The organism is Bacillus sp. FSL L8-0654, from assembly GCF_038629965.1.
In the GTDB taxonomy this organism is placed as follows: Bacteria; Bacillota; Bacilli; order Bacillales; family Bacillaceae; genus Bacillus; species Bacillus safensis.
Genome location: NZ_CP152026.1, coordinates 1,576,104 through 1,600,993, shown reverse-complemented (window position 1 = coordinate 1,600,993; position 24,890 = coordinate 1,576,104). Strand labels below are relative to the sequence as shown.

Annotated in this window: 19 protein-coding genes; all 19 read right to left on the bottom strand. The window is 40.1% G+C overall.

Going from position 1 to position 24,890, the window contains the following annotated elements; translation table 11 throughout:
* The 19 genes from MHH65_RS08105 to pyrH all read right to left on the bottom strand — a co-directional run bounded on the left by MHH65_RS08105 (position 1) and on the right by pyrH (position 24,890).
* Complete coding sequence (locus tag MHH65_RS08105; protein WP_034281831.1) at positions 1 to 981, bottom strand: TOMM precursor leader peptide-binding protein; 981 nt, start codon at positions 979 to 981, stop codon at positions 1 to 3.
* Positions 982 to 995: 14 nt separating this feature from the next.
* A complete protein-coding gene (locus tag MHH65_RS08100) occupies positions 996 to 1,703 on the bottom strand; it encodes a hypothetical protein (protein WP_098676884.1) in 708 nt (235 codons plus the stop codon).
* Between the two features lie 779 nt (positions 1,704 to 2,482).
* A complete protein-coding gene (locus MHH65_RS08095; protein WP_176544436.1) occupies positions 2,483 to 3,202 on the bottom strand; it encodes a pentapeptide repeat-containing protein in 720 nt (239 codons plus the stop codon).
* A 78-nt stretch (positions 3,203 to 3,280) separates the two neighbouring features.
* A complete protein-coding gene (locus tag MHH65_RS08090) occupies positions 3,281 to 4,051 on the bottom strand; it encodes an ABC transporter permease (protein ID WP_242026060.1) in 771 nt (256 codons plus the stop codon).
* 233 nt (positions 4,052 to 4,284) lie between these two features.
* Positions 4,285 to 5,178, bottom strand: coding sequence for an ABC transporter ATP-binding protein (locus MHH65_RS08085; protein WP_034281828.1), 894 nt, complete (start codon positions 5,176 to 5,178; stop codon positions 4,285 to 4,287).
* A gap of 21 nt (positions 5,179 to 5,199) precedes the next feature.
* The gene (locus MHH65_RS08080) at positions 5,200 to 5,493 is read right to left on the bottom strand and encodes a transcriptional regulator (protein ID WP_098676882.1); all 294 of its coding nucleotides are present in this window, start codon (positions 5,491 to 5,493) and stop codon (positions 5,200 to 5,202) included.
* Positions 5,486 to 6,079 carry a hypothetical protein gene (locus MHH65_RS08075; protein ID WP_034281824.1) on the bottom strand — a complete coding sequence of 198 codons (594 nt, stop codon included), beginning with the start codon at positions 6,077 to 6,079 and terminating at the stop codon, positions 5,486 to 5,488. The genes MHH65_RS08080 and MHH65_RS08075 overlap by 8 nt, the downstream gene beginning before the upstream one ends.
* A gap of 298 nt (positions 6,080 to 6,377) precedes the next feature.
* Positions 6,378 to 7,511, bottom strand: a complete 1,134-nt coding sequence (locus MHH65_RS08070) for a cellulase family glycosylhydrolase (RefSeq protein WP_024426998.1) — start codon at positions 7,509 to 7,511, stop codon at positions 6,378 to 6,380.
* A 24-nt stretch (positions 7,512 to 7,535) separates the two neighbouring features.
* Positions 7,536 to 8,765, bottom strand: a complete 1,230-nt coding sequence (locus MHH65_RS08065; RefSeq protein ID WP_041109025.1) for an endo-1,4-beta-xylanase — start codon at positions 8,763 to 8,765, stop codon at positions 7,536 to 7,538.
* A gap of 80 nt (positions 8,766 to 8,845) precedes the next feature.
* Positions 8,846 to 10,951 (bottom strand): glycoside hydrolase family 48 protein, encoded by a 2,106-nt coding sequence (locus MHH65_RS08060; RefSeq protein ID WP_335350979.1) that lies wholly within the window; start codon positions 10,949 to 10,951, stop codon positions 8,846 to 8,848.
* 33 nt (positions 10,952 to 10,984) lie between these two features.
* On the bottom strand, positions 10,985 to 12,835 hold the full coding sequence (locus MHH65_RS08055; protein WP_326136440.1) for a glycoside hydrolase family 9 protein: 1,851 nt from the start codon (positions 12,833 to 12,835) through the stop codon (positions 10,985 to 10,987).
* Positions 12,836 to 13,260: 425 nt separating this feature from the next.
* Positions 13,261 to 17,514, bottom strand: coding sequence for a PolC-type DNA polymerase III (locus MHH65_RS08050; protein ID WP_231293996.1), 4,254 nt, complete (start codon positions 17,512 to 17,514; stop codon positions 13,261 to 13,263).
* Between the two features lie 133 nt (positions 17,515 to 17,647).
* Positions 17,648 to 19,345, bottom strand: coding sequence for a proline--tRNA ligase (locus MHH65_RS08045; protein ID WP_335350980.1), 1,698 nt, complete (start codon positions 19,343 to 19,345; stop codon positions 17,648 to 17,650).
* Between the two features lie 80 nt (positions 19,346 to 19,425).
* On the bottom strand, positions 19,426 to 20,691 hold the full coding sequence (rseP, locus tag MHH65_RS08040) for an RIP metalloprotease RseP (protein WP_087975441.1): 1,266 nt from the start codon (positions 20,689 to 20,691) through the stop codon (positions 19,426 to 19,428).
* 6 nt (positions 20,692 to 20,697) lie between these two features.
* Positions 20,698 to 21,849 (bottom strand): 1-deoxy-D-xylulose-5-phosphate reductoisomerase, encoded by a 1,152-nt coding sequence (dxr, locus tag MHH65_RS08035; protein WP_024424147.1) that lies wholly within the window; start codon positions 21,847 to 21,849, stop codon positions 20,698 to 20,700.
* A gap of 39 nt (positions 21,850 to 21,888) precedes the next feature.
* Positions 21,889 to 22,683 (bottom strand): phosphatidate cytidylyltransferase, encoded by a 795-nt coding sequence (locus tag MHH65_RS08030; RefSeq protein WP_024424148.1) that lies wholly within the window; start codon positions 22,681 to 22,683, stop codon positions 21,889 to 21,891.
* Positions 22,684 to 22,695: 12 nt separating this feature from the next.
* Entirely contained in the window at positions 22,696 to 23,478 is a 783-nt protein-coding gene (locus tag MHH65_RS08025; protein WP_034281803.1) for an isoprenyl transferase, read from the bottom strand.
* A gap of 130 nt (positions 23,479 to 23,608) precedes the next feature.
* Positions 23,609 to 24,166 carry a ribosome recycling factor gene (gene frr / locus MHH65_RS08020; RefSeq protein WP_024424150.1) on the bottom strand — a complete coding sequence of 186 codons (558 nt, stop codon included), beginning with the start codon at positions 24,164 to 24,166 and terminating at the stop codon, positions 23,609 to 23,611.
* A 1-nt stretch (position 24,167) separates the two neighbouring features.
* A complete protein-coding gene (pyrH, locus tag MHH65_RS08015) occupies positions 24,168 to 24,890 on the bottom strand; it encodes a UMP kinase (RefSeq protein WP_008344767.1) in 723 nt (240 codons plus the stop codon).

Here is a 24,890-nt window from a genome sequence, read left to right as displayed (position 1 = left end):
TTAATTATTCACCTCACCATGAAACCAAACTTGAGGAAAACCTGTATCTGCAGCTGGGGAACACTTCGGGCATCTAGGTACTCTATAGACACGATGATGATTAAATGAGACACCTTTATCATCTAAATTAATTGTTGTAAATCCACCTGGTATTGCACTTGGTGCGTAATCTTTTAGTGTGAGCCATTCTAAAATTAAATTACTTGCAATTCCGATTTGAACTAAATGAATCGGCATATGATAAACCGGTTTCTTTTCAGGATTTATAGGCTTTATTTTCATTAAGTCTGAACGCAATACTTCGTCAGAAAAGTTTGCTGACTTTCGAAGGTTATAGCAATGTAAACAAGCTGATTGATGTGGTATGAAAAATGGACCTACCCAAGATGTCTGTCCATCATATGGCACAATGCTCAACCAAGGTATGTGGTCTTCTAATGCTAGATCATTTATTTCTTCAAAAATCGGGTCTAAATGAGAGTTGCCAATAGCAACCCTGATATCCGGCTGCTTATTTAATTCTCCTTTAAGCACTACATGTAGCCCTGCCTCTTGCAAATGACGAATAAATTCAGCAGCAACTGGATTATGATCTCGCGTAATAACTTCAACAATTCCTGTTTTTAAACGATCTAGTATATCTTCAACCAATACTTGTCCACCGGCTCTTTCATAAGACAAAAGCGCCGTCAAATCAAAGTTCATATCCGTCTTAACACACATTCCGTTTGTAACTAAAAATTCGAGGACATGTTTTAATTGATCACTCTCTACTTCGAAATTCTCCTCTAGTTCTTTAATCGAAACCCCATTATCTTCCGTGAGATAATTAGAAATTTCTTGAATAAATTCAATAATTCCGTCACCTTCAATTTTGGTGACAGTTTGCGCTTTTAAACCAATCAAACTGTCTTCTAGTTTACCTAGCGTAATGTGTGGTGCTAATTTATACCTCGTCATTTCTTGGTCTTTGACAAACATATATTATTCCTCCTTTAAGAATAATTAATTTGTATTTTAGATAATTGGGCCCGAGTTGGGGGGTGACCAATTATTTGTTCAAGCGTGTTCGTAAATGGCTGTAAATGTTTTGAAGAAGAAGCTTCTTGAAAACCGACTAACCATTCTAATACGTCTAAAGGCATATTGTTCTGGGACAATATTGATATGACCTCTTCTTTACTTTTACAATATAATTCAATTTTCATATTTAAATCCTCTTCAAAAATATCCTTCAGCCTACTCATACTTACTAACTCTGGTCCTGTTAAATCATATGCCTTTCCAGCACGATTCCTAACATCTTTTTTAGGGATTAAACATGCCTTTACAACATCTTTTGTATTGATCCAATTAACTCCCTCGGGAGAAAATGCAGTTATTAATTTACCAGTAGCACCTGCCCATCCTCTATAAAGTTCTATATTGATATCAAGCGGTGAAGTCCTATAAAGTATGCTATTCTGATAGATTTTCAATAATTCACTTTCAAGAGAACCTAGTTCATCCTCAACAGTATGCCTTCTATTAGATAAAATAATCGTTTCCGTTTGAAAATCAGTATTATTTATAAAGTATTCTTTGTCATAACTAACAGCCCCGCCCAAATCGATTACTTGAGCAGGATAGTCTTCATACTCAACTTTCATCTTCTCTAAATAGGCTTTGATTGGTTCTCTAATACCGACATAATGAATACTCATAAAGAGCCCCCTCTTCCCCGATCACATTGGGATAAAATGGTTAAAATCTAAGTGAATCAACTTATAATAGAAAAAGTAATCTTCTATTCGAGTTCTTCATAACATAGTAACCTCAACTTTTTTCATACATTTAATTAACTTAATATCTAAATACCCAAAATATTTGATCCAAAATAACGCCGCCCTTCAATCAAAAAAACAACATTAAGACCATATAAACCCTTTAAATACATAAAATTTTAAATATAGTATTATTTTCCATAGTCATATTAAACCACACTTTTTCAGGGTTATCAACGGACTTTTCAGAAAATATAAAACTTTCACACTTAATCATTGACAAATAAAGACTTATGAACCATCATATGTAATATATCAACTACATATCTATGTTGATAAATTTTAAATAAGGAGGTCTAAAGATGACTAAAATTACAATCCCAACTGCTTTGGCCGCTAAGGTACATGGGGAAGGTCAACATTTATTCGAACCAATGGCTGCGCGCTGCACTTGCACAACAATCATCTCAAGTTCTTCAACTTTCTAATCAACTTTAGTTTTTCGACATATCATTGAAAAGATCGCTCGCCCACCTAGCAAAGAAGACTTAGCTGGGTGGGTGGGCATCTTTTATTTTAAAATAGAAGTTCTCCACATTTATTTTGCTTAACGAAAACCTTGCATTAAACTTTCATATCATGTTATTGGGGCAGCAAGAGATAGTGAATAAAACAAAAATAAAAGGCTATTGAGATTTTTCTCAATAGCCCCTGCTGTATTAAATATCGATTACTTCCACACCCCTTAAATCTGCCCCTTCTCCTTCTAAAATATGATAAGTCATTTTATCCATTGTCACTCCAATAAAGTTTAATTTTTTAATCGTACATGATTTAAAATTAACATTGATTAATTTAGAATTCTCAAAAGAAATGTTTTTAAAATAACAATTTTCAAATAAAACATTGATTAAAGATGATTCATCCATACTAATGTTGGGTAAATGACAGCCATATAAGGATGAATTCGTTATCTCACAATGTTCAAAATGAGATTGAGTCAAATCACTCTTTTCAAAGGTAGTTGAGGAAATTTTAGAATGGCTAATATTAACTTTTCTCAGATAACACCCATTAAAATCTGAATGGCTCATTACTTTTTGTACAATCGATAGTCCTTTAAAATCGCACAACTTATATTTAACATTTATAAATGTTAACCATTCTAAATCAGCATTAACAAATATTTTTTTCACGTGCTCTACGCGGTTATGATCATCAATTACTAATGTATGGTTATCAATGCTTATTTCGCCTGATTTCAGCTTTTCAATAAGCATATCCTGAACCTCTGCATCTTTTAATCCATCATTTTCGAGTTTTAATTTAACATTTCCAAGCAGCTCTAATAATTCTTTTTTCTTTTCTTCATATGTTTTGTCTTTTTTATATGGGCGAAAACAACTTTCAACATACAGTTCTAACTCTTCACTTAACATTGCCTCACTCCTTTTTTTACAGACAGCATACATGCATTGATTTGGCGGCGCATAACATTTAGCTGAAATTTTTAGTGACTAGCCTCTGGCTCTCTTTATATATTTTTTATAGCCAACCAACGAAAGAATAAACCCTAACAGTGTATAGCCTATAAGGACTGCTGTTACTAAGATCAAATTCTCTCCTCCTGGTAGTGTTGATACTGATTGCACTAAGCCTTGATGTGCCCAATACTGCGGGAAGAGCATACCAATTATTTTGAGATAACTAGGTAATTGATCAAATGGAGTCCATAAACCACAAGCAACTGCTGTCCCTAAAGCAATCATGTTTGTCATCACTAAGCCTGTATTCTCAGTTTTAGCAAATGCAGCGATGGCAACTCCCCATGAAGTCACTTGCATTGATAATAGGACAACTACTAAGAAATACGAGCTGTATTGTGTTATTTCAATACCATATAAATAAACCCCTAAAATGGTTAACAACAAAACTTGAAATAAGATAATGATAAAAAACGGAACGCACTTTCCAAGAAAAAAATGATGCGGCTGTAAAGGAGTACTTGCCAGCCTTGACACAATTCCTTTTTCACGATCTTTTACAAAACTAATGACAATTGAAATAATGACAAATGTGGAGAAAAACACGCTCATCCCTGTCACTGATTGAGAAGCAACCAATGTTTTTTGTGCTTGAGAACTACCTGATGTAAATAATTCTATTAAAAGAATAATTGAAGCAACTGGTAATAAAATGGTCCAGAACAACAATGATCGATCTTTCACCTGTTTTATAGATTCGATGCGGACTAGTGGCCACATAAAAATCACTCCCGTTATATTCATTTGATTCCCTTCTATACAACTCTTAAATAATCACATTTTTTATTTATTTTACCATTTGCGGATGTGGCGAATTAGAATTAGTCAAATAATGTTGACTAATTACTTATGATTTTAAATCTACGGTACACACAAATTAATTCTGTTCGTTAGATTTATGCTCTTTCTACATCAGTCACTCTTTTAAGTTATTTTCATTGAAATACGAGAGTGGTTTTCATTCATAAAGGGCATTTTTATTGTAATTGATCACGTAAATCTGTTCCTGTTAATTGAAAAAAGACATCTTCAAGTCTCGGTCTGTACAAAGATAATTGTTGGGGAACCAATGATTCCTTCTTACTCAGTTTAGCCAAATCTTCTAAAGTATCTAATGGTTTTGTAGTTTTAACTAACACTCCACCTTGATAAGTTACAAAATCATACCCGAGATTAGTTAATGTTTTATTAGGAATCTTAGATTCAAAAAAGACTGATGTTTCTGCGTAACGATTCAAAAGCTCATCTATTTTGCCTTCTTCAACAATGTTCCCTTTATCAATGAAAGCCACATAATCACATAAACTCTCTATTTCCTCCATATAATGACTAACATAGATAATAGTTCTTCCCTCTTCCTTCAATTTGTTAATGATGTCGAAAATATAACGTCTTGATTGAGGATCTACCCCCACTGTCGGTTCATCTAAAAGAATTAACTTAGGAGCATGCATTAAAGCGCAGCCAATATTCAAACGGCGTTTCATTCCTCCTGAAAAGCTTTCAACGATATCATTTGCTCTTTCCCACAATCCTACATCTTTTAGTGTCTTTTCTACTCTTTCATCTAATGTTTTCCCTTTTAAACCATAAATTTGTCCAAAAAACTCCATATTTACTTTAGCTGTTAATTTTTCCTCTAAGCTGATGTCTTGCGGTATGTAGCCGAGCGCACTTTTAGATTCACCAACATGCTCAACTTTGCCTTCATATGATTTAATGATGTGAGAGATAATTTTCATCAAGGTTGATTTACCAGACCCATTTGGACCTATTAATCCATAACAAACTCCTTCTGGAATCGTTAATGTAACACTTCTTAACGCTTGGGAAGTTCCATATTTTTTACTGACGTTTTCTATTTGCAACATTCGGCACCCTTTCCTTTCATCTCATTTATTTTTTAAAATGGCTTCAATAACACTCAAATATTCTTTGTAGGCTTGCTCTCCCAAATCTGTTATACTAACGATTGTTTTTGGTTTTTTATCCACAAAGGTCTTTGTAATTAGCACATAGCCTGCTTCCTCTAATTTTTTTAAATGCGAGCCCAAATTACCATCTGTTACAGATAAAGAACTTTTTAAGAAGCTAAAATCACATTTTTCATAAATCATTAATAAACTCATAATCCCTAACCGAACTTTTGGATGGATTAAATCATTTAAACTATTGACATTACTCATTTCCTTGTCCTTTTCTTTTTAAAATCACACCAGTTAATAACAAACTTCCTCCACCTATAAAAGCGAAGATAATGTTCATTAAACTAGGAAATAATAAAAATGTAGTTACACCTAAAACACTTAGCCAGAACCCCATAATAAAGATCTCTTTAGCCAGAACAATACCTAAGAGTAAATACATGATGGAAACCAATAAAACAACATAGAAGGGTAAATTATTTAATGTATATGGTAATAAACCAACACATATTAAAAAAATAAAGATACCTAAAATGATTCCAATACCAAGCCATGTGTATTGCAATTGAGTTCTTAAAAACAAGGGCATCGGTATCATTTTCTTTTGTTTAAAATAAGTAGTTAAAGTGATAACCCAGCCAGCAATGCCTAAAATAAGCCAAAAGACAGCTGCAGTTATAGAATGAGCAAAAAGTAAAGGTATTGAATATCCCATTATCCAAATAAGGCCCCAAATGATAAAATAAATACTGGTTTGTTTACAATACTCTGTTTTATAGTTTGTAATCGTCTTGATATGAGATAAATTCTCTAATATTTCTGAATTATTAAATTTTTCATTAGACATAAATAAACTCCTCTTCCACAAAGAACTCTGTACTACAGAGTATAGAATTAAATTTCCATTTAGTCAAGTTATTGGAAATACCTTTTTATGAATTAAAATAAATATAACCACCCCCTTCCTTTCAACGAAATCTCATAAATACCTTCTGCTTCTTGATCGTTTCTGGAACTTGGTCTCATAACCGCTTCATATTTCAAGAAATTTAAATATAGAAAAAGTGATAAATATTCTGTCTGAAAAGTAAGAATTACTAATTGGAGTGAGCTATATAAACAGTTCCTTATTCAGCAGGCATTCGTCATCGGTTCTTTTCATTCATTCTTTTCGCATGTTCACTGATAAGTGCTGCCTCCCTGCTTCCTTTTATAATGCGGAAACCGTCATAATCCGGATAGAGCGAGTCATCGTCCTGAATGCTTGTTAAAATCCAAAATTGACTGCCAGCCCCTCCGAGCCGCTCTACCGCTGACAGCCAGCTCTGATATACGTCAGGACGAGCTGATTGATTTTGATAGCCAAACTCTTCTAGCACAACTGGCTTTCCGATTGACTTCCCGCGGGTGATATGGTCTTCGATCCATTTCACTCCCCAGGCAGCAGACTTGCTCCAGTGATCTGGGTACAGATGATAGGTTCCATAATCGATATTAGGAAGAGATGTTAAACGGTCCCAATCGACGCCTTCTCCTCCTCCGTAAAACCAATCTTCATGTCCTGGTATGCGAAAGAATCCTTCATCTCCTACTGCAACAAGATGGTGACGATCCAGCGATTTGATCCATGTACTCATTTCATCTGCCCATTTGACTAGTACATTTCCCGTTGGATCTGACTGCATCCGCGGCTCGTTGGCTAATTCCCAAGTCATAATAGCTGGATCGTCTTTATATTGAACACCTGTATACGTATTGGTTCTTTCTAATACATAGCGCACATAATTTTTGTAAGCTTTTTGAATACGAGGATCTGTATAGAAGGCATCATGCGATCCTGCCCCGAACCACTTCACATATTGATTCATACCGCCAAAGTCATCCCAATTGTTCACTAGTGGGATCACAAGCTTTATTCCTTCCTGTCCTGCTTTATAAATCGCATAATCTAGTTTTTGAAAACCAGATTCTTCATAGACGCCTGGACTAGATTGTAAGACTGAGTTTTCTTGAGGGGCCCCGTCGTGAAAGCCCCAAATTCGTATGACCTTTAAATTCATTGCTTTCATATCATCGAACACAGCATCTACCATTTTTTTAGATTTATAATGGAAATAGTAATTATTTGTGCCGGCGAAGTAAAATGGTTGATTGTTCAGCGTAAATTGTGTACCAGACGTCTGCACATAAGCAGCGGCCTTCATCGTAAGCGAAAACCAGCCAGACCATATAGCGGCTATAAGTATGAAGCAAGACACTCTTTGAGCCCACTTTTTCATTTACATTCTCCTCACAATCTATCTCTATCCTTCTTGAGGCAGGATTACGTCTAGTTGAAACGGTGTTTGTTCATTTGAATCAAGTTCAATCGTCTGCTGTTTGAGCATTTTATTTTCTTTACCGATTCGAATCTCATATGTTCCGTGAAATGCTGGACATTTCACATGGCCATTAGCATCGGTTTTTTCAACTCTTTGGGTCGTCCACTCATTTAGAAGCTTTTCATAACGTCGTCCTGCTTCATTTAAAGACCAATCATAATTCACGATGGCTGCATGTTCACCTCTCCAATGGGCACCTGCCCAAAATCCCCACATCAGCACTCCTTTTACGGCTGGATGACTAAATGCGACGCGATATAAAGCTTCCAGGTTATCCGCTCTTCTATTAGGGTCAGGGTGAACAGAGTCGTACTCTGTGACCCATATTGGAAGACCAAGCTCAGCCAGCACATCGAGCCTCTCTTTGACAATGACTGGATCGACCCGTTCTTCAAAATGGCCTTGAACCCCAATCGCCTCAATAGGTGCGCCTAACTGACGCAGTTCATTGATATGCGCTTTATAGGCATGGTGTTCACCATAAGAGATCACATTATAATCATTCACAAACAATAGTGCTTGAGGGTCAATTTTTTTCGTTTCTTCATACATCCACTTCCAAATATTTTTCCCAAAGCGATCTTTAAAAAATGAACCATGCATCATTTCATTGTTTACATCCCAATGCCGGAACCTTCCCTTAAAGTGATTTCCCGCATGCTCAAGCCGGTTTTTCATGGCTTCATATACTTCGTGATTCGGCAGTGACCTTAGCCAGCTTGGATTCGCATCCTCTACCTCCCAAAATAAAGCGTGCCCCCTCACTGGAAGCTGATGTCGATCTGCAAAATTCAACATCGCATCTGCTTTTTCGTAGGTGATTTTCCCTCTTTCTGGCTCATTCGCATACCATTTTGCTTCATTTTCAAAAACAGCCCAATTAAAATGCTTTACGAAAAAATCAGCATATTGTTGATTAAATAACACTTGATCATTCATCGCTGAACCAAAGGCGAATTCATGTCTGATTTGCTTTATTTCAACCTCTATACCTGCTATTGGCTTTTTTTCGCCGTTTGTCACGTTGATCACAAGATCTCTTTGTCTATGCTCTGAGATTCGATCATCCGCCTCTTTTTTCCACATCAGATTTTCCTGCCCATTTTCGCCTCTATTGAATGAATGATGAAGAAAGCTTCTTTCTTTGACCATGTGAAATCACCCTTATCTTCATTGGATTGATATTACTAATCAAACTGCCGGCTAGAAGCCGGCAGCTTGATTTTAACCTCTTAGTTGATCAGACGATGGTATTCAGCATAGGCAGTGGCCATATCCACTTGAGACCAGAAGCGGTGATAAGTGAAAACTGGTGCGCCATTCTCCCATTTGCCTGTAGCTTCATTAAATGAAGACTGATATTTACTTTCGAGTGAAGACCATGCTGGATCTTGTTTAATCTTCGGACGAAGATCAGCAAAACTCGTATAGACCCCATTCCCTCCTCGCTGCGGGTCAGAAGGAATGGTGCTGGCTCCAGGAATCTGATTTCCTTGACCAAATGTCCCATTCCATCCATTTGGGAAATACACTTCTTTTCTAAAGAAACGGTCATAGTCTTCTCTATCTTCCTCTGTCACTATGCCGACGCCATCATTGTAATTCCATGCAACCTCTAGGAGCTGCGCGGCTGCATCTTTCGCTCTTGCACCAAGCGCTGTATAATCACCTGTTTCCTGCTTTGTGGCTGCAGCAAAGAATATCAAAGTTTTGGCTAGACTTCCTAATACGCCCGTATCCTGAGTCGGATCTTTAGTTACAGCTGTTAAATTTGGATTTCCTGTTGCAGACTGGAACCCATTCCAAGTATCAGGCTGTCCGCTCCAAGCAATATTTCCAGGAAGCCAAAACTCTCCAGGCGCACTTGTTGTAGCAACCGAAACATTCGTTCCCCCTAGAATTCTCTGTCCTTGCTCATCTAAGAAATAACCCTCTTCATCCGACACAGGACGGTTGCCGATAAAAATGTAATCTAAGGCATAGCTGACCCATTTTGTTATGACAGATTTGGCCATTTGGACATTTTCAGATGTTTTGTCGCCATCTTTTACAAAAATATAATAAAGCTCTGCTACGCGCTCCATTGGCCACGCCTGCATTCCAAACCAGTTATTTGAAGGCGGGTCAAGGTAAACAGGTGCATCTTCATATGCCATATCATAAAAAGTACTTCTTCCTGCTGGATAAGCGCTATAGTCTCCATTCCAGCTATTGGTTGCGCCTCCTGCTATGGCTCCTTCTTTCGATTGAAGCCATACGTAAAATTCAAGCTGTCTCTTTAAGGTTTTTTCCCAATCGCTTGCCCCTGTTGACGAAGATGGCTTTAAGCCTCCTTTATCAGAGGATAAAGCATAAGCGGCGACAGGATTTTGATATCCCTGATGACAATGGCTCGCTCCGATACGCCATGACCAGTTTGCATACTCCCCAAGTCCTCCGCCCCAAGAGGTATACCACGCCATTAAGTAATGACAGGCGCCCTTTCCGTTTCCAGGATATGGATTCCCCTGCTTCCCGCTTCCAATCGTTTGAAAATATTTATCGTACATACCGTAACGGAGGAAATCCCCCATTTTTTTCGCTTTATCAAGATAAGTTGACTGATTATAGCCGAGCTCCTTTGCCCAATACATCGCTTGTATCGCACGCGCATCAGCATCCGTTGCATTCGTATAGCGCCACTGGGCAGCTGGAGCTTGATTTTCTTTTGTGAACAAGCTCATAAAGCCTTCATTCGGCTTACCAAAAGATTTATCGTCCTGTGATGGATGAGGGATGGACTCCCATACAGATTCTTGCGGACCACGCTGGAATGTGTTCACATAGGCGGCTGTATGTGATGGGTTGAGCAAGTTGCCATAGCCATACCAGTTATCTACGTCAAGGAGCCAGTGCATTAAATACGTTTCATTCGTCCCATAGGTTGATTTCAATTCACTATCAATTGGATCTTGACCAGCAGGACGAGCACCGGTCAGCTGGCTTGGATATTGATCCGGAAATGGTTTCTCTGCTGCGTATGTGGCTGGGCTGGACGGATTATAAGCGTTCATATGCGGCTGCTCATCATGTCCATCTTCATTGACTGGGATGATGTACTTCTCCATATTGTCCCAAGCTGCCTCTAATTTGCTCCAGTCCCCTGTGTAATGTCCGTACAGCACCTCAAGCCACAGCCAATAGCTATACGCTTCTGAAGTTGTCATATGTCCGTAATCAGGTGCTTCACAAATGAGCGTCTCAATTGAATGATACGGAATTCCTTCTGGTGAAAAATATCCATTCGCATCGCTTTTGATTTGATGATAAAGCGTTAAAAACCGTTCTTTGTTTGACAAGTCCTTCACCCTTTCAATAAAATCATTGTTTTTTTATTTGTCTGGAAGTATGCCAAATACTAAAACACCATCGTCAAAGACAGGAATCTTCGTTGTTTTTTGCATATTGGATGTTAATCCTTGATAGGAATAATCATTTGAGGCATCCCATATATTCGATCCATTTGGAGCAGATAACCGAAATTGTATTTCCTTCTTATGCTCAGATTCTCCCCTAGGAGAAATAGCTACGCCTGTAAAATCGATTTCTGCAAAATAGACGCGGCTTGATGCGTCATATACCTTTAAAGGTGATAAGGAAGCGCCTTCATTGTAGGCTGCTGTCACTTGAATATCCTTTTCAGTGAACCCCTTTGCAAAGACCTCACTCAGATTAACGTAATATTTAAAGGACAGTGTTTGACTGCTTCTTGCCGGCCAGCCTGACCTGTTGTATAGCACTGCTTTCACTTGAGTAGATGTTGTATCGTTATGCATCACAGCTGCTTCTACAAAAAACTCATCCTCCACTAGTTCTTTAGGCGGGAAATTGGGCAGCTTTGATTGCCCTTGACCAAACAGCTGCACCATTTTGGCGATATTTCCAGTAAAGGCGGCATTATAATCAGTCGCCACTTCGTTTGATACATAATCCGAGATATCATCGTCATATTGATCCTGTGCATTAGGGCCCCCAACAAGTGCTCCATAAAGTGTGTGCCGATGAACTGGAGGATTTGTCAGCTGGTTCGACCATGAGCCATGTGCAGTACGGTGGTGCGGGTGCTTCGGCGGATTCTGGCCAAAACCAACGACATAACTTCTATTCAGCGGATTATCACCTAACATATAGTGAGTTTGCTTGATCGCAAACGATTGGTATCGATTTTTCTTTTCTTGATCAGATACCCAATCAGCATAGACAAAGGCTAAAAATGCTGCATTGGCGGCATAACGAAGTGAACCCCATTGATCAAGCCATGCCAAACCGCCAGGCGTATAGGTGATTCTTTCTACTTTTCCATTTTGAACAAGACCTGTAGTCCAGTAATCAAGATTGCGCTCTGTCGATTCTATAAATCTGTTTTCTTTCGTGATTCTTGCAAGTAAGATTTGTGAGGCAAAAAAAGTATTATCCCATGACATGGTAAACGTATAATCCCAATCCTTCGGCCATTCCTCTACCGCTTTTAATGCTTTGTTTAAATAGGTTTCTTCATTTGTCGCCAAGTACAGCCAGATCCCGCCCCAAATAAGTTCGTCAACATAGCCGCTCCAGGAGTTGTAAAATGGCTGCGCATTGGTGACACAATCTGTATATTTGCCGCGATACCTGTCAGCAAATGCATATAGCTGTTTGGCGTGCGTCAAAAGCTTTGCTGCATAGGACGCATCTGTTTCTTTAAAAATGATAGAACCTGCTGCTAAAGCCGCCGCAGTTTGTGCAGCTACTTCTGTGCCAGGGCAATGTTCATCAATTTTAAAAGCTGGCCGGTTCATCGGCATCACTTCTGCGGGACCCCACCAAGCATGATCGGCGTTTCCATCACCTACTTGCGCCCAAAATTCATTCGGTCCTGTATGTGCTTTCAAAAAATAATCCGTTGCCCACTTGATTTGATCTAAGATCTCATCAAGCAATTCTGCTTCTTCATAAGCTTCCCGGTATTCATATACTGTCCATGCAAGCACGGCTGCTGAATAAGCCATCGGAAGTCCAAATTTCACATGATCTCCTGCATCATACCAGCCGCCAGTTAAGTCATGCCCAACATCCTTCCCGTCCTCTAGTCCAGAATCTCCCCGCCAGTTAAGACGATTACTTTCCGGAAGCCGGCCTGACCGCTGCGCTTCATAAAACAGCATGGATTTTTGGAGAACCTCTACATAGTTGTAAGATGCCATTTCTCTATTGCTCACCCCTTCTTTTTAGTGAAACATTGATCAATAGATGCGACCGCCTCCTTTCTATCCTTCATTTCGTGATCTGTACAGTTTTGAAAAGAATCAAATAGGTTTCAAAAATAAGCATAGTAAACAGCAATCAGCTTTACGCTCATCGAAGGTTTTCTCTTGATTCTCCTTCTGACTGTACCCAGAATGATCATATGTCGCTTGAGAACATTTCAGACGGCGAAATTCTCTTTTGAGCTCTATTTGGGTAGAAAGAATGACATACAATCTCTTCTCTTAAAACATCACGCTAAATCAAGATATATGAATGAATAAGAAAATAATTCCAATTGATGAGAAATCTTTATTAGTTAACATAATAAAATTATTGTATATAGAGAAAAGAACGCCCTTATAGGGCGCTCTTATTTATCACATTAAAATAAAGAAAGCTGGTTTTGATCAGGAAGTGCTTCTAAACAGCCTTGACGATCTAAATATTCAAGGATGGTCTTCGACACTTTTCCGCGTTTTTGTAAATCTTCTTTTGAGAGGAATTCCCCATCTTGACGCGCGCGGACAATATTTAACGCAACGTTTGTACCAAGTCCAGGGATTGAGTTGAATGGCGGTATTAAACCGTCTCCATCAATGATAAACTCCGTTGCACTTGAGCGGTAGAGGTCAACTTTTTTGAAGTGGTAGCCTCTTTCACACATTTCAAGTGCAAGCTCTAGTACAGTTAATAGGTTCTTTTCTTTCGGTGATGCATCTAGACCTTTAGAGTTAATGTCATCCATAACAGCTCGTATCGCATTCGATCCTTTTGTCATCGTTTCAATATCAAAGTCATCCGCACGAACGGTAAAGTAAGCTGCATAGTACAGGAGTGCATGATGCACCTTGAAATAAGCAATCCGAACAGCCATTAACACATAAGCAGCCGCGTGGGCTTTAGGGAACATGTATTTGATTTTTTTACAAGAATCAATATACCAGTTTGGTACATTATTATTCTTCATTTCTTCTTCCCATTCAGGAGGAAGTCCTTTTCCTTTACGAACAGATTCCATGATTTTAAAGGCAAGGGACGGCTCTAAGCCTTGATAGATGAGATAGACCATAATATCATCACGACACCCAATTACTTCACTTAGTTCACATGTTTTATTGTGAATGAGCTCTTGCGCATTTCCGAGCCAAACATCCGTACCGTGTGATAGTCCAGAAATCTGAACAAGCTCTGAGAAGGTCGTTGGTTTTGTATCCTCTAGCATTTGCCGAACAAATCTTGTCCCAAATTCTGGGATACCGAGTGTACCTGTTTTACAGCCAATTTGCTCTTCTGTTACACCTAGTGGCTCTGTCCCTTGGAAAATCTTCATGACTTCAGGGTCATCTGTTGGAATCGTTTTTGGATCGATTCCGCTTAAATCTTGAAGCATACGAATGACCGTTGGATCATCGTGCCCAAGAATATCCAGCTTGAGCAAGTTATCGTGGATCGAATGGAAATCAAAATGTGTCGTCTTCCAATCGGAACCTGTCGCATCTGCTGGGTATTGAATAGGTGAGAAATCGTAAATGTCCATATAATCAGGCACAACGATAATCCCGCCTGGATGCTGGCCTGTTGTTCGTTTTACCCCTGTACAGCCTTGTACAAGCCGGTCGATTTCAGCGCCTCTCATATGAAGGTTATGATCTCCTGCATAGCCTTTTACGTAACCATATGCTGTTTTTTCTGCAACGGTACCAATCGTACCTGCTCTGTATACATAATCTTCACCGAACAGCTCTTTCGTATAGTTATGTGCGATCGGCTGATATTCGCCTGAGAAGTTTAAGTCAATATCAGGTACTTTGTCTCCTTTAAAACCTAAGAACGTTTCAAACGGAATATCATGTCCATCTTTTTTATACGGCGTTCCACATTCTGGACAGTCCTTATCAGGAAGGTCAAAGCCTGAACCAACAGATCCGTCATTAAAGAACTCAGAGTGCTTACAGCTTGGGCATACATAATGAGGTGCAAGTGGATTTACTTCAGTAATCTCTGTTAATGTCGCAACAAGAGATGAGCCGACAGATCCCCTTGAACCAACAAGATATCCATCATCAAGTGATTTTTTTACGAGCTTATGAGAGATTAAGTAAATAACGGCGAAGCCATGACCGATAATACTTTTTAGTTCTTTCTCAATGCGGTCTTCTACGATTTTCGGCAAATCATCTCCGTAGATGCTGCGCGCCATTTGATAGCTCATTTCCCGTATTTCTTCATCTGCACCTTCAATTTTTGGTGTGTAAAGATCATCTTTGATAGGTTTAATGCTTTCGACCATCTCAGATACCTTTTGCGTATTTGTTACGACGATCTCTTTCGCTTTTTCGTCTCCTAGGAAGGAGAAGGCTTCGAGCATTTCATCTGTCGTTCTAAAATGAACTTTTGGCAGTTCATGGCGGTTCAGCGGATTCGCTCCACCCTGTGATGAAATTAAGATTTTACGATAAATTTTGTCCTCTGGATGCAGGTAATGTACATTTCCAGTCGCCACAACTGGTTTATTCAGCTTTTCGCCAAGCTTGACAATGTTTGTGATGATTTCTTTTAACGCACGCTCATCTCGAACTAGCTCAAGCTGCAGCAGGTGCTGATACACTTCTGGCGGATGTACTTCTAAATAGTCATAAAATGCTGCAATGTCTTCCACCTCATCAGGTGACTTTTGCATCATTCCTTCAAATACCTCACCCTTATCACAAGCAGACCCAACAATTAAACCTTCTCGATATTTCTCAAGCTGAGAGCGCGGAATACGCGGGACCCGGTAGAAATAATGAATATGAGAAAGTGAAACAAGCTTAAATAAATTCTTAAGGCCAGTCTCATTTTGAGCAATCAATGTCGCGTGGTAAGGACGTGAGCGCTGGTAAGCATTCGACTGCCCCATGTTTTCATTCAATTGATCGTGATAGGCAATCTCTTTTTCAGCCGCATCTTTTAGCATCTTCAGCATGAGATAGCCTGTCGCCTCTGCATCATAAATCGCCCGGTGATGCTGCGTCAGTTCAATATCGAACTTTTTACAAAGAGTGTTCAGCCGGTGATTTTTAAATTCTGGGTAAAGGAACCGGCCAAGTTCAAGTGTATCAATGACAGGGTTTGACGCTTTATCTGTTTTTAGCAGGCGTTTATATGCTGCATTTAAAAAGCCCATATCAAAGCTCGCATTGTGCGCAACAAGGATATCTTGTCCAATCCATTCTTTGAAATCCCGCACGACGTCGACGACATCTGGTGCATCTCTCACCATATCATCGGTGATACCTGTTAATTCGATGGTGGTCGCTGATAACGGGTGATGGGGATTAGCAAATGCCTCAAAGCGGTCAATGATTTCCCCGCCTTTTATTTTCACTGCTGCCAGCTCAATGATCGTGTCATAAACAGCTGAAAGTCCAGTTGTCTCTACGTCGAATACGACATACGTCGCATCCTCTAACAAGCGGTGCTCTGGGTTATATGCAATCGGCACCCCGTCGTCTACTAAGTTGATTTCCACACCGTACATCATTTTGATGCCATGCTTTTTACTTGCTGCATACGCATCTGGGAAGGATTGTACAACGGCATGATCCGTCAGGGCAATTGCTTCATGTCCCCATTTTTTTGCTTGTTCAACAAGTCTGCCAATGCCAGTGACAGCATCCATTTGGCTCATAGGGGAATGTAAATGAAGCTCCACACGCTTTTCACCCTCAGGTGCTGTATCTTCTTTCAGCTGCGGTTTCATTTCATTGACATCATTGGCGATCATGACAAGATCTCTGACAAACGTATCATTTTGAATGCTTCCTCTTGCTTTCACCCACATGCCTTTTTTCAATGATTTCATCAGCTGAGCATCTTCTTTTTCTCTTGCAAACATTTTGATCAAAATACTGTTTGTATAATCTGTGATCTTAAAGATACAAAGCGTTCTCCCGCTTTTCAGCTCACGCGTTTCTGCATCGAATACGTAGCCTTGAACGGTAATTCTTCTTTCCTCGTCCATGATACTATCAAGCGTACGAATTTCTTCATTGTCTTTGATTTGATAGCCAATCATCAGAGGGCCTGACGGAGCTTCATTCTGCTCCTCACTTTCTTTCTTCTCCATCTCAGTGAGGGCTTGCATGGCTCTTTCTTGATCTTCAGCAAGCTTTTGTTCTCTGAACTTCTGAATCTCTTGATCTGATACAAAAATTTCTGTATCGAATTGCAGCTCTGGAAAGCCCACTTGTTTAAATGCGGCCTGGAGCATCGGGCTGTACTTCTTCTTAATAGCGAGTGCCTCTGTTTCGCTTTTTGTTTTAATGATGATTTTATGTCCAGACAGCGATGGTTTTTGCTGCTGAAGCAAGCTGATGATTGGGGGAGAAATTCCTTGAAGTTCTTCCACACAATGTGACCAGTACGATTGCACGAGTTCTTCAGATATGTGCGGATCACTCACTTCAATCGTACAAGTGATTTGTGCAATATGTGAAAATGCATTTGTCAGCCTGCTGAGAAACATGGCGTATACTTTGTAAGGCAAAAGCGCTTTAAATTTAAAAAGGAAATGCCATGTTTTCGTCGCCTTATGCACCGTCAATTTGACGATTTCTCCTTCTTCAAAGTAACGACTGAGGTCATCATCTGTCATTTGAATCTGATTGAGTAATATATGAAATTGCCGCCGTGTGATCGGTAATTGTTCATCCAAGACAGGACCCTCCTTTTGTCAATCAGAAAGGTACCTCTTTTCTACAGGAGGTACCTTCATTTTTTTGTTCGCTTTATGCTTGGCGTATAAATGAAATCAGATCATCAACAGATACTTCATGTGATTCACCTGATTTTCTAAACTTCACTTCTACTATACCTTCTTCTGAACGTTTTCCGCAGCTAATACGAATTGGCAGTCCAATTAAATCACTGTCTGCAAATTTTACTCCTGCACGCTCCTGGCGGTCATCGAAAAGTACGTCAAAGCCTTCATCTTCTAAGCGCTCGTACAACGTTTCAGCCAGTTCTTTCTGCGCATCGTTTTTCATATTTAATGCAAGGAGGTGAAGGTCATATGGTGCCACTGTTTCCGGCCAAATGATTCCTTTCTCATCGTGATGCTGTTCAACAATCGCTGACAGTGTTCTAGAGATGCCGATGCCATAGCAGCCCATAATCATTGGCTGCGCACGACCATTCTCATCGAGGTACGTTGCATCCATCGACTCAGAATAACGAGTGCCTAGTTTAAAGACTTGTCCTACTTCAATCCCTTTTGCAAACTGGATTGTGCCTTCCCCATCTGGAGAAACATCTCCTTCTTGAATCAAGCGAAGATCTGTGAATTCTTTTACTGACACGTCACGTGCAGGATTGACATTGACATAATGATAATCCGCTTCGTTTGCACCAGCGACTGCATTTGTCATTCCCTTCACAGCAAGGTCCGCATAAATATCGACTTCTGCTTCCAGTTTAACAGGTCCAACAAATCCAGGCTCAGTTCCAATAACTTTCAGCACTTCTTCGCGTGAAGCAAGCTCGACAAGCTGTGCTCCTACCAAGTTTTTCACTTTCACATCATTTACTTCATGATCGCCTCTAGTAAGGATCAGAACATACGCATCATCTGCTTTAAACAAAACAGATTTAATGCAAGCAGCAGGGTCAACTTCTAAAAATTCAGCCACATCTTGAATGGTTTTCACTTGCGGTGTGTGGACTTTTTCAAGTTCTTTGAAGTCCGCAGGATTTGCTTCTTCTCCGTGATATACAGCCTCAGCCATTTCAATGTTTGCAGCATATGAGGAAGTATCAGAATAAGCGATGGTATCCTCTCCGACTTCTGAAAGCGCCATGAACTCATGCGTATCTTTTCCTCCCATTGCCCCAGAATCTGCAATGACTGGTCTAAAATTGAGACCCACTTTTGAGAACACATTAGAGTAAGCCGTAAACATTTTGTTGTATGTCTCATCAAGGCTTTCTGGTGAAGAATGGAATGAGTATGCATCCTTCATGATAAATTCACGTCCGCGCAGCAGTCCAAAGCGTGGTCTCTGTTCATCACGGAATTTTGATTGAATTTGATATAAAGTTAAAGGAAGCTTCTTATACGATTTCACTTCGCTGCGTACTAGTGATGTGATCACTTCTTCGTGGGTTGGGCCAAGCGCAAATTCGCGGCCATGGCGATCCTTCATACGCATCAGTTCTGGACCGTATGTATACCATCTTCCTGACTCTTGCCACATTTCTGCCTGCTGCAGCACTGGCATTAACAGCTCAGCTGCGCCTGCCTTTTCCATTTCCTTGCGGACGATCGATTGAATATGCTGAATGACTTTATGCGCAAGCGGCAGATAATGATAGATTCCACTTGTATTTTGTCTAATAAACCCAGCTCTTACTAAGAGTTGATGACTTTTTGCCTCAGCATCTGCCGGCACCTCTCGAAGAGTTGGAATGAAAGTCAGGGATTGTCTCATGTCGTTACACCTCATTTATGAAATAGGACTTCTCACAAAAACTCTTGTTTCCCGGAATGAGAAACAAGAGAGAATGGTTTTTATAAAAATAACCGCTGAATGTCATTCCACGTTACCACTAACATTAACAGCATGAGGAAAGCAACACCGATAAAGACAACAAGTGCTTCCTTCTCACGATTAATTGGTTTACCGCGAATGGCTTCAACAAATAAGAATAGTAAACGTCCTCCGTCTAATGCAGGAATCGGTAACAAATTCACGATGCCTAGGTTGATACTGAGGAACGCCGCAAACTGCATTAATGTTAAAACACCTTGTTTGGCTACTTCTCCTGTCATGTCATAAATTCCAACAGGACCTGCTAACATGTCTAGTGAAAATTGTCCTGTGACAATTTTTTGCAAATTCGTTAAGATCAGACCTGCCGTTGAAATGACAGTTGTTCCAGAAGATGAAATAACTTTCAAAAATCCATTTTCCGTTGGCGGATATGATCCGAAACGGCCAATGCTTTTCCCATCTGCTTTTACAGCTTCTGGTACAACCTGCACAGTGCTTTCTTTGCCGTCTCGGTCAATGACGACATTCATTTTTTTTTCAGGGTTCTTTTGAACTGTTTGAACGACGTCTGTCCAAGAATTCATTTTCTCGCCGTTAATGGACACGATGTGATCTCCCTGCATGAGTCCAGCCTCAGCCGCTCGGCCGTCTTTCGTCAGCTTACCGAGTACAGGATCATCAACGGTAACCCCTTGAATAAAACCTAAAGCAACCAAAATCACATACGCCAGGATAAAGTTCATAATCGGTCCAGCTGCGATGGCTTTAATTCGCTGCCAAACTGTTTTTGAACCAAATTGACGATTGTATGGTGCGATTTGAATTTCTTCACCATCTGCAATATAGAAGCTTGTTTGACTGACATTGTAGCCAGTCAGAATATCTTCATTTCCAGCTTCATATCCCGAGATTCTCATAGCATGATCTAAATCAATCTGCTCAACTTCGATGACAAGTGCATCAGGATATTTTTCTTTATCATTTAAAATGATCTTTTCTACTTCATTTTGCTCATTGAATAAGAGCCCCACTGTATGACCTGGTTTAATTTCGATAACTTCAGGGTCCTCTCCAGCCATTTTAACAAATCCGCCAATAGGGAGAAGTCTAATGGTATAAACGGTTTCTTTTCGTTTAAAGGAGAAAATCTTCGGCCCAAAACCAATTGCGAACTCGCGGCATAAAATCCCCGCGCGCTGCGCCATAATTAAATGGCCAAGCTCGTGGAAAAAAACGAGCGTTCCAAAAATAATAATAAACGCAATCACTGTATTCACGAACATACCACCTTATGTGAGGATTGATTGAACAAAGTCTCGTGTATCTTTGTCCACTTCATGGATATCTTGCAAACTAGGCGTTGAAATCACATGATGTCTGATTAGTGCCTTTTCAATCAATTCTTCAATTTGCAGGAACGTTACTTTGCCTTTCAGAAATGCATCGACTGCCATTTCATTTGCTGCATTAAGTACAGCAGGCATTGTCCCTCCTATTTTACCTGATTCATAAGCAAAATGTAAGCAGCGATACCTGTCAAAATCCGCTTTTTGGAAATTCAATTGTCCAATCTCCCAAAGGTTCAATGATTTCGCTTCTTGTAACGGCGCCCTGTCAGGGTATGTGAGTGCATATTGAATAGGCACTCTCATGTCAGGTGTCCCTAATTGAGCCATGACGCTTTTGTCGTGAAATTCCACCATCGAATGGATAATGCTCTCTTTATGTAGCAGCACATCAATTTGTTCATAAGGGATATCAAACAACCAATGTGCCTCGATCACCTCGAGCCCTTTATTCATCATCGTCGCTGAATCAATGGTGATTTTCGCTCCCATCGACCAGTTCGGGTGGTTCAGCGCTTCTTCAACCGTAACACCTTCAAGTTCAGTTCGTTTTTTATCTCGGAAACTACCACCTGAAGCTGTCACGATTAAGCGTTCAATATTTTTAGCTTGTTCACCTTGCAGGCATTGAAAAATAGCGGAATGCTCACTATCGACAGGAAGTAAAGGTACATCATATGTTTTAGCGTACTCTTTTACTATATGACCAGCTGTCACAAGTGTTTCCTTATTTGCGAGAGCAATCGTCTTTTTTTGTTCAATGGCCTTTAATGTTGGAACAAGTCCAACACTTCCTACAAGTGCATTGACCACTACGTCCACTGCATCATAGGTCGCTGCCTCGATATTGGCTTCATCACCAGCAGCCAGCTTCACATCGTATGCAAATGAATGATTTTTTAGCATGTGATAGGTTTCTTCGTCTACACAGCCGACGAATTCAGGCTGAAAGCGCTCAATGATCGGAATCGCCTTTGCTATATTTCTGCCAAATGTCATGGCTTTCAGCTTAAACTTGTCCGGGTGCTGACTGATCACATCTAACGTTTGTTCTCCAATTGATCCTGTTGCGCCTAATAGCGAAATATATTTCAAATTGCCACTCCTTCTCTCGTTCAATAAGTTTCTATGAGGTTAGCTGGCAAACGTTGCGAGCAGTAAGTATAAAAACGGCAGAACGAATAAAAAGCTGTCAAACCTGTCCAAAATCCCGCCATGGCCAGGGAGAATTGTCCCTGAATCCTTCACGTGATAATGACGCTTTAAAGCAGATTCCACAAGGTCGCCAAGCTGTCCAAAGATACTGAGTAAAAGAGTAATAAACATCACAAGCAGATATGATGGCAAAAATCCTGTAACCGCCTGAAACACAAGTGACAACACGACCGCTGTGACGATTCCGCCGATAAATCCTTCTACTGTTTTGTTTGGGCTGATTTCTGGCCAAAGCTTTCGTTTCCCCATAGATTTTCCAATAAAATAGGCTCCTGAGTCAGTAGACCAAATAATCACTGCTGCGAAGAAGATCGCACTCATGCCATATAAGCCTCTAATTTGGATAAAATAATAGAAACTAACGCCAATATATAATGTGGCTAATACAACAAAAGCAACCTCATCGAAAGTGAAAGAGTTTTTGCTCAAAACTGTATAAGTTAAAAGTATTAAGACTGCAAATAAAGCAATCTGCATTTTTGATGCGTCCACGTTTGGGAAGAAGCTGTTGTCTCCGCCCATTAAAAGCCAAAGCAATATTAAGCTGACAATACCAGGAAAGCTGAAAATCGAGATCTTTTTCATTCTTAAAAGCTCAAAGAGAGCGACACTTCCCATTAAATAAATCAGCAGGGTAAATGGCATCTGTCCATATATAACTGCAAGCAAAAAGACTGCAGCTGCCAAAACACCCGTCAAAATTCTTTGTTTCATCTGCACCACCCTCTAAATTCCACCGAACCTCCGGCCGCGGCGCTGGTACTCTCCGATAGCGCCTATAAGGTGCTCATCAGAAAAGTCAGGCCAAAGCACATCCGTAAAGACAAACTCGCTGTACGCAATTTGCCAAAGCATAAAGTTGCTTAATCTAATTTCTCCACTCGTGCGAATGAGCAAATCCGGATCTTGAAGAGATTCTGTCATTAAATAAGCTGAAAACATCTCTTCTGTGATGTCTTCTGCTCGAAGCTTACCTTCTTTGACCTTTTCAGAAATTTGTCTGCATGCGGAGACGATTTCTGTGCGCCCACCATAGTTGAGCGCAAAGTTCAAAATGAGTCCGTCGTTGTTCGCCGTACTCTTTACTGCGTTCTCTACCGCTTTTTTCGTATGCTGCGGGAGGCCGTCTGGATCACCTGTTAAACGCACACGGACATTTTCTTCGATGAGTTCAGGTAGGTAGATGTTTAAAAATTCTTCAGGAAGTTTCATTAAAAAGTCTACTTCTAATTTTGGACGTTTCCAATTTTCCGTAGAGAAAGCATACAAAGTCAGCACTTTGACATTCAGCTCATTTGCAAGCTTTGTCATGCGCTTGACGACTTTCATTCCTTCATGATGACCTGCTACCCGTGGAAGAGCACGTTTTTTCGCCCATCTTCCGTTCCCATCCATGATAATGGCGATATGTTCAGGAATTTCTCCATTTAATATGTCTTCTTTTGTCAGGCTTTCTAAGTTGGAAGCTGCTGTTTGCTGATTCTTCCAATTTTTGAGTATATTGAGCATGAGATTCCTCCATCACCCAAAAAGGTTGCGTTCCCGCTAAATAATATAGTCATCAACAGTATTAACAAAAAAACCCCCTGTAAACATGAAGAGGGTCTTTTCACTATTATCTATTGTACATAGTTTTTTCTTAAACTTCCATGATTTCTTTTTCTTTATCTTTCGTCACGTCATCAATTTTAGCGACATATTCATCTGTCAATTTTTGAACATCCTCTGTCGATGATCTTAATTCATCTTCAGTGATCTCCCCATTTTTCTCAAGCTTTTTCAAATCATCGTTTGCATCACGACGCACGTTACGAACAGCTACTTTTGCTTCTTCTGAGTATTTTTTCACGACTTTCACAAGCTCTTTACGTCTTTCTTCTGTCAGCGCAGGAATCGCAATGCGGATTACATTTCCGTCACTTGTTGGCGTGATGCCAAGATCAGACTTTTGGATCGCTTTTTCGATATCACCGATTGCTGTTTTATCGTAAGGTGTGATAATCAGCATACGTGCTTCTGGCACTGTGATCGACGCAATTTGGTTAAGCGGTGTTTGTGCACCGTAATAATCCACTGTCACTTTATCAAGCAGTGAAGCATTTGCACGGCCAGCACGAACAGTTGCAAGCTCACGTCCGTAGGCTTGTACGGCTTTTTCCATTTTTTCTTTCGTTTGGTTCAACACTTCTTTTGACACGTTATTTCCCCCTCACGATCGTTCCGATTGATTCGCCGTTTACGGCACGTTTAATATTTCCTTCTTCCATAATGGAGAATACGATTAATGGAATGTCATTGTCCATACATAATGAGGACGCAGTAGAATCCATTACAGCAAGCCCTTCTTTAAGTACATCAAGATATGAAAGCTTATCATATTTTACTGCATCCGCATCTGTACGAGGATCAGCACTGTAGACACCATCTACATTATTTTTCGCCATTAAAATGACATCTGCTTCGATTTCTGCTGCACGAAGTGCTGCCGTAGTATCTGTAGAGAAATAAGGGTTTCCTGTTCCTGCAGCAAAAATGACGACACGTTTCTTTTCAAGATGACGGATCGCTTTTCTTCTTATGTATGGTTCTGCAACCTGTCTCATTTCGATAGAGGTTTGCACTCTAGACTGAATGCCAAGCGTTTCTAGGCTGTCCTGTAACGCCAGTGAGTTCATCACTGTTGCCAGCATCCCCATGTAGTCTGCTGTTGCACGGTCCATTCCTAGATCACTGCCTGTCTTTCCGCGCCAAAGGTTTCCTCCGCCTACAACGACTGCAACTTCAACATCGAGCTCTGCAATTTCTTTTACTTGCTTTGCAATTGATTGAATGACAGTTGGGTTAATTCCATTTCCAGCATCACCCGCTAGTGCTTCGCCACTTAGCTTCAGTACAATGCGATTATATTTCGGTTTGCTCAT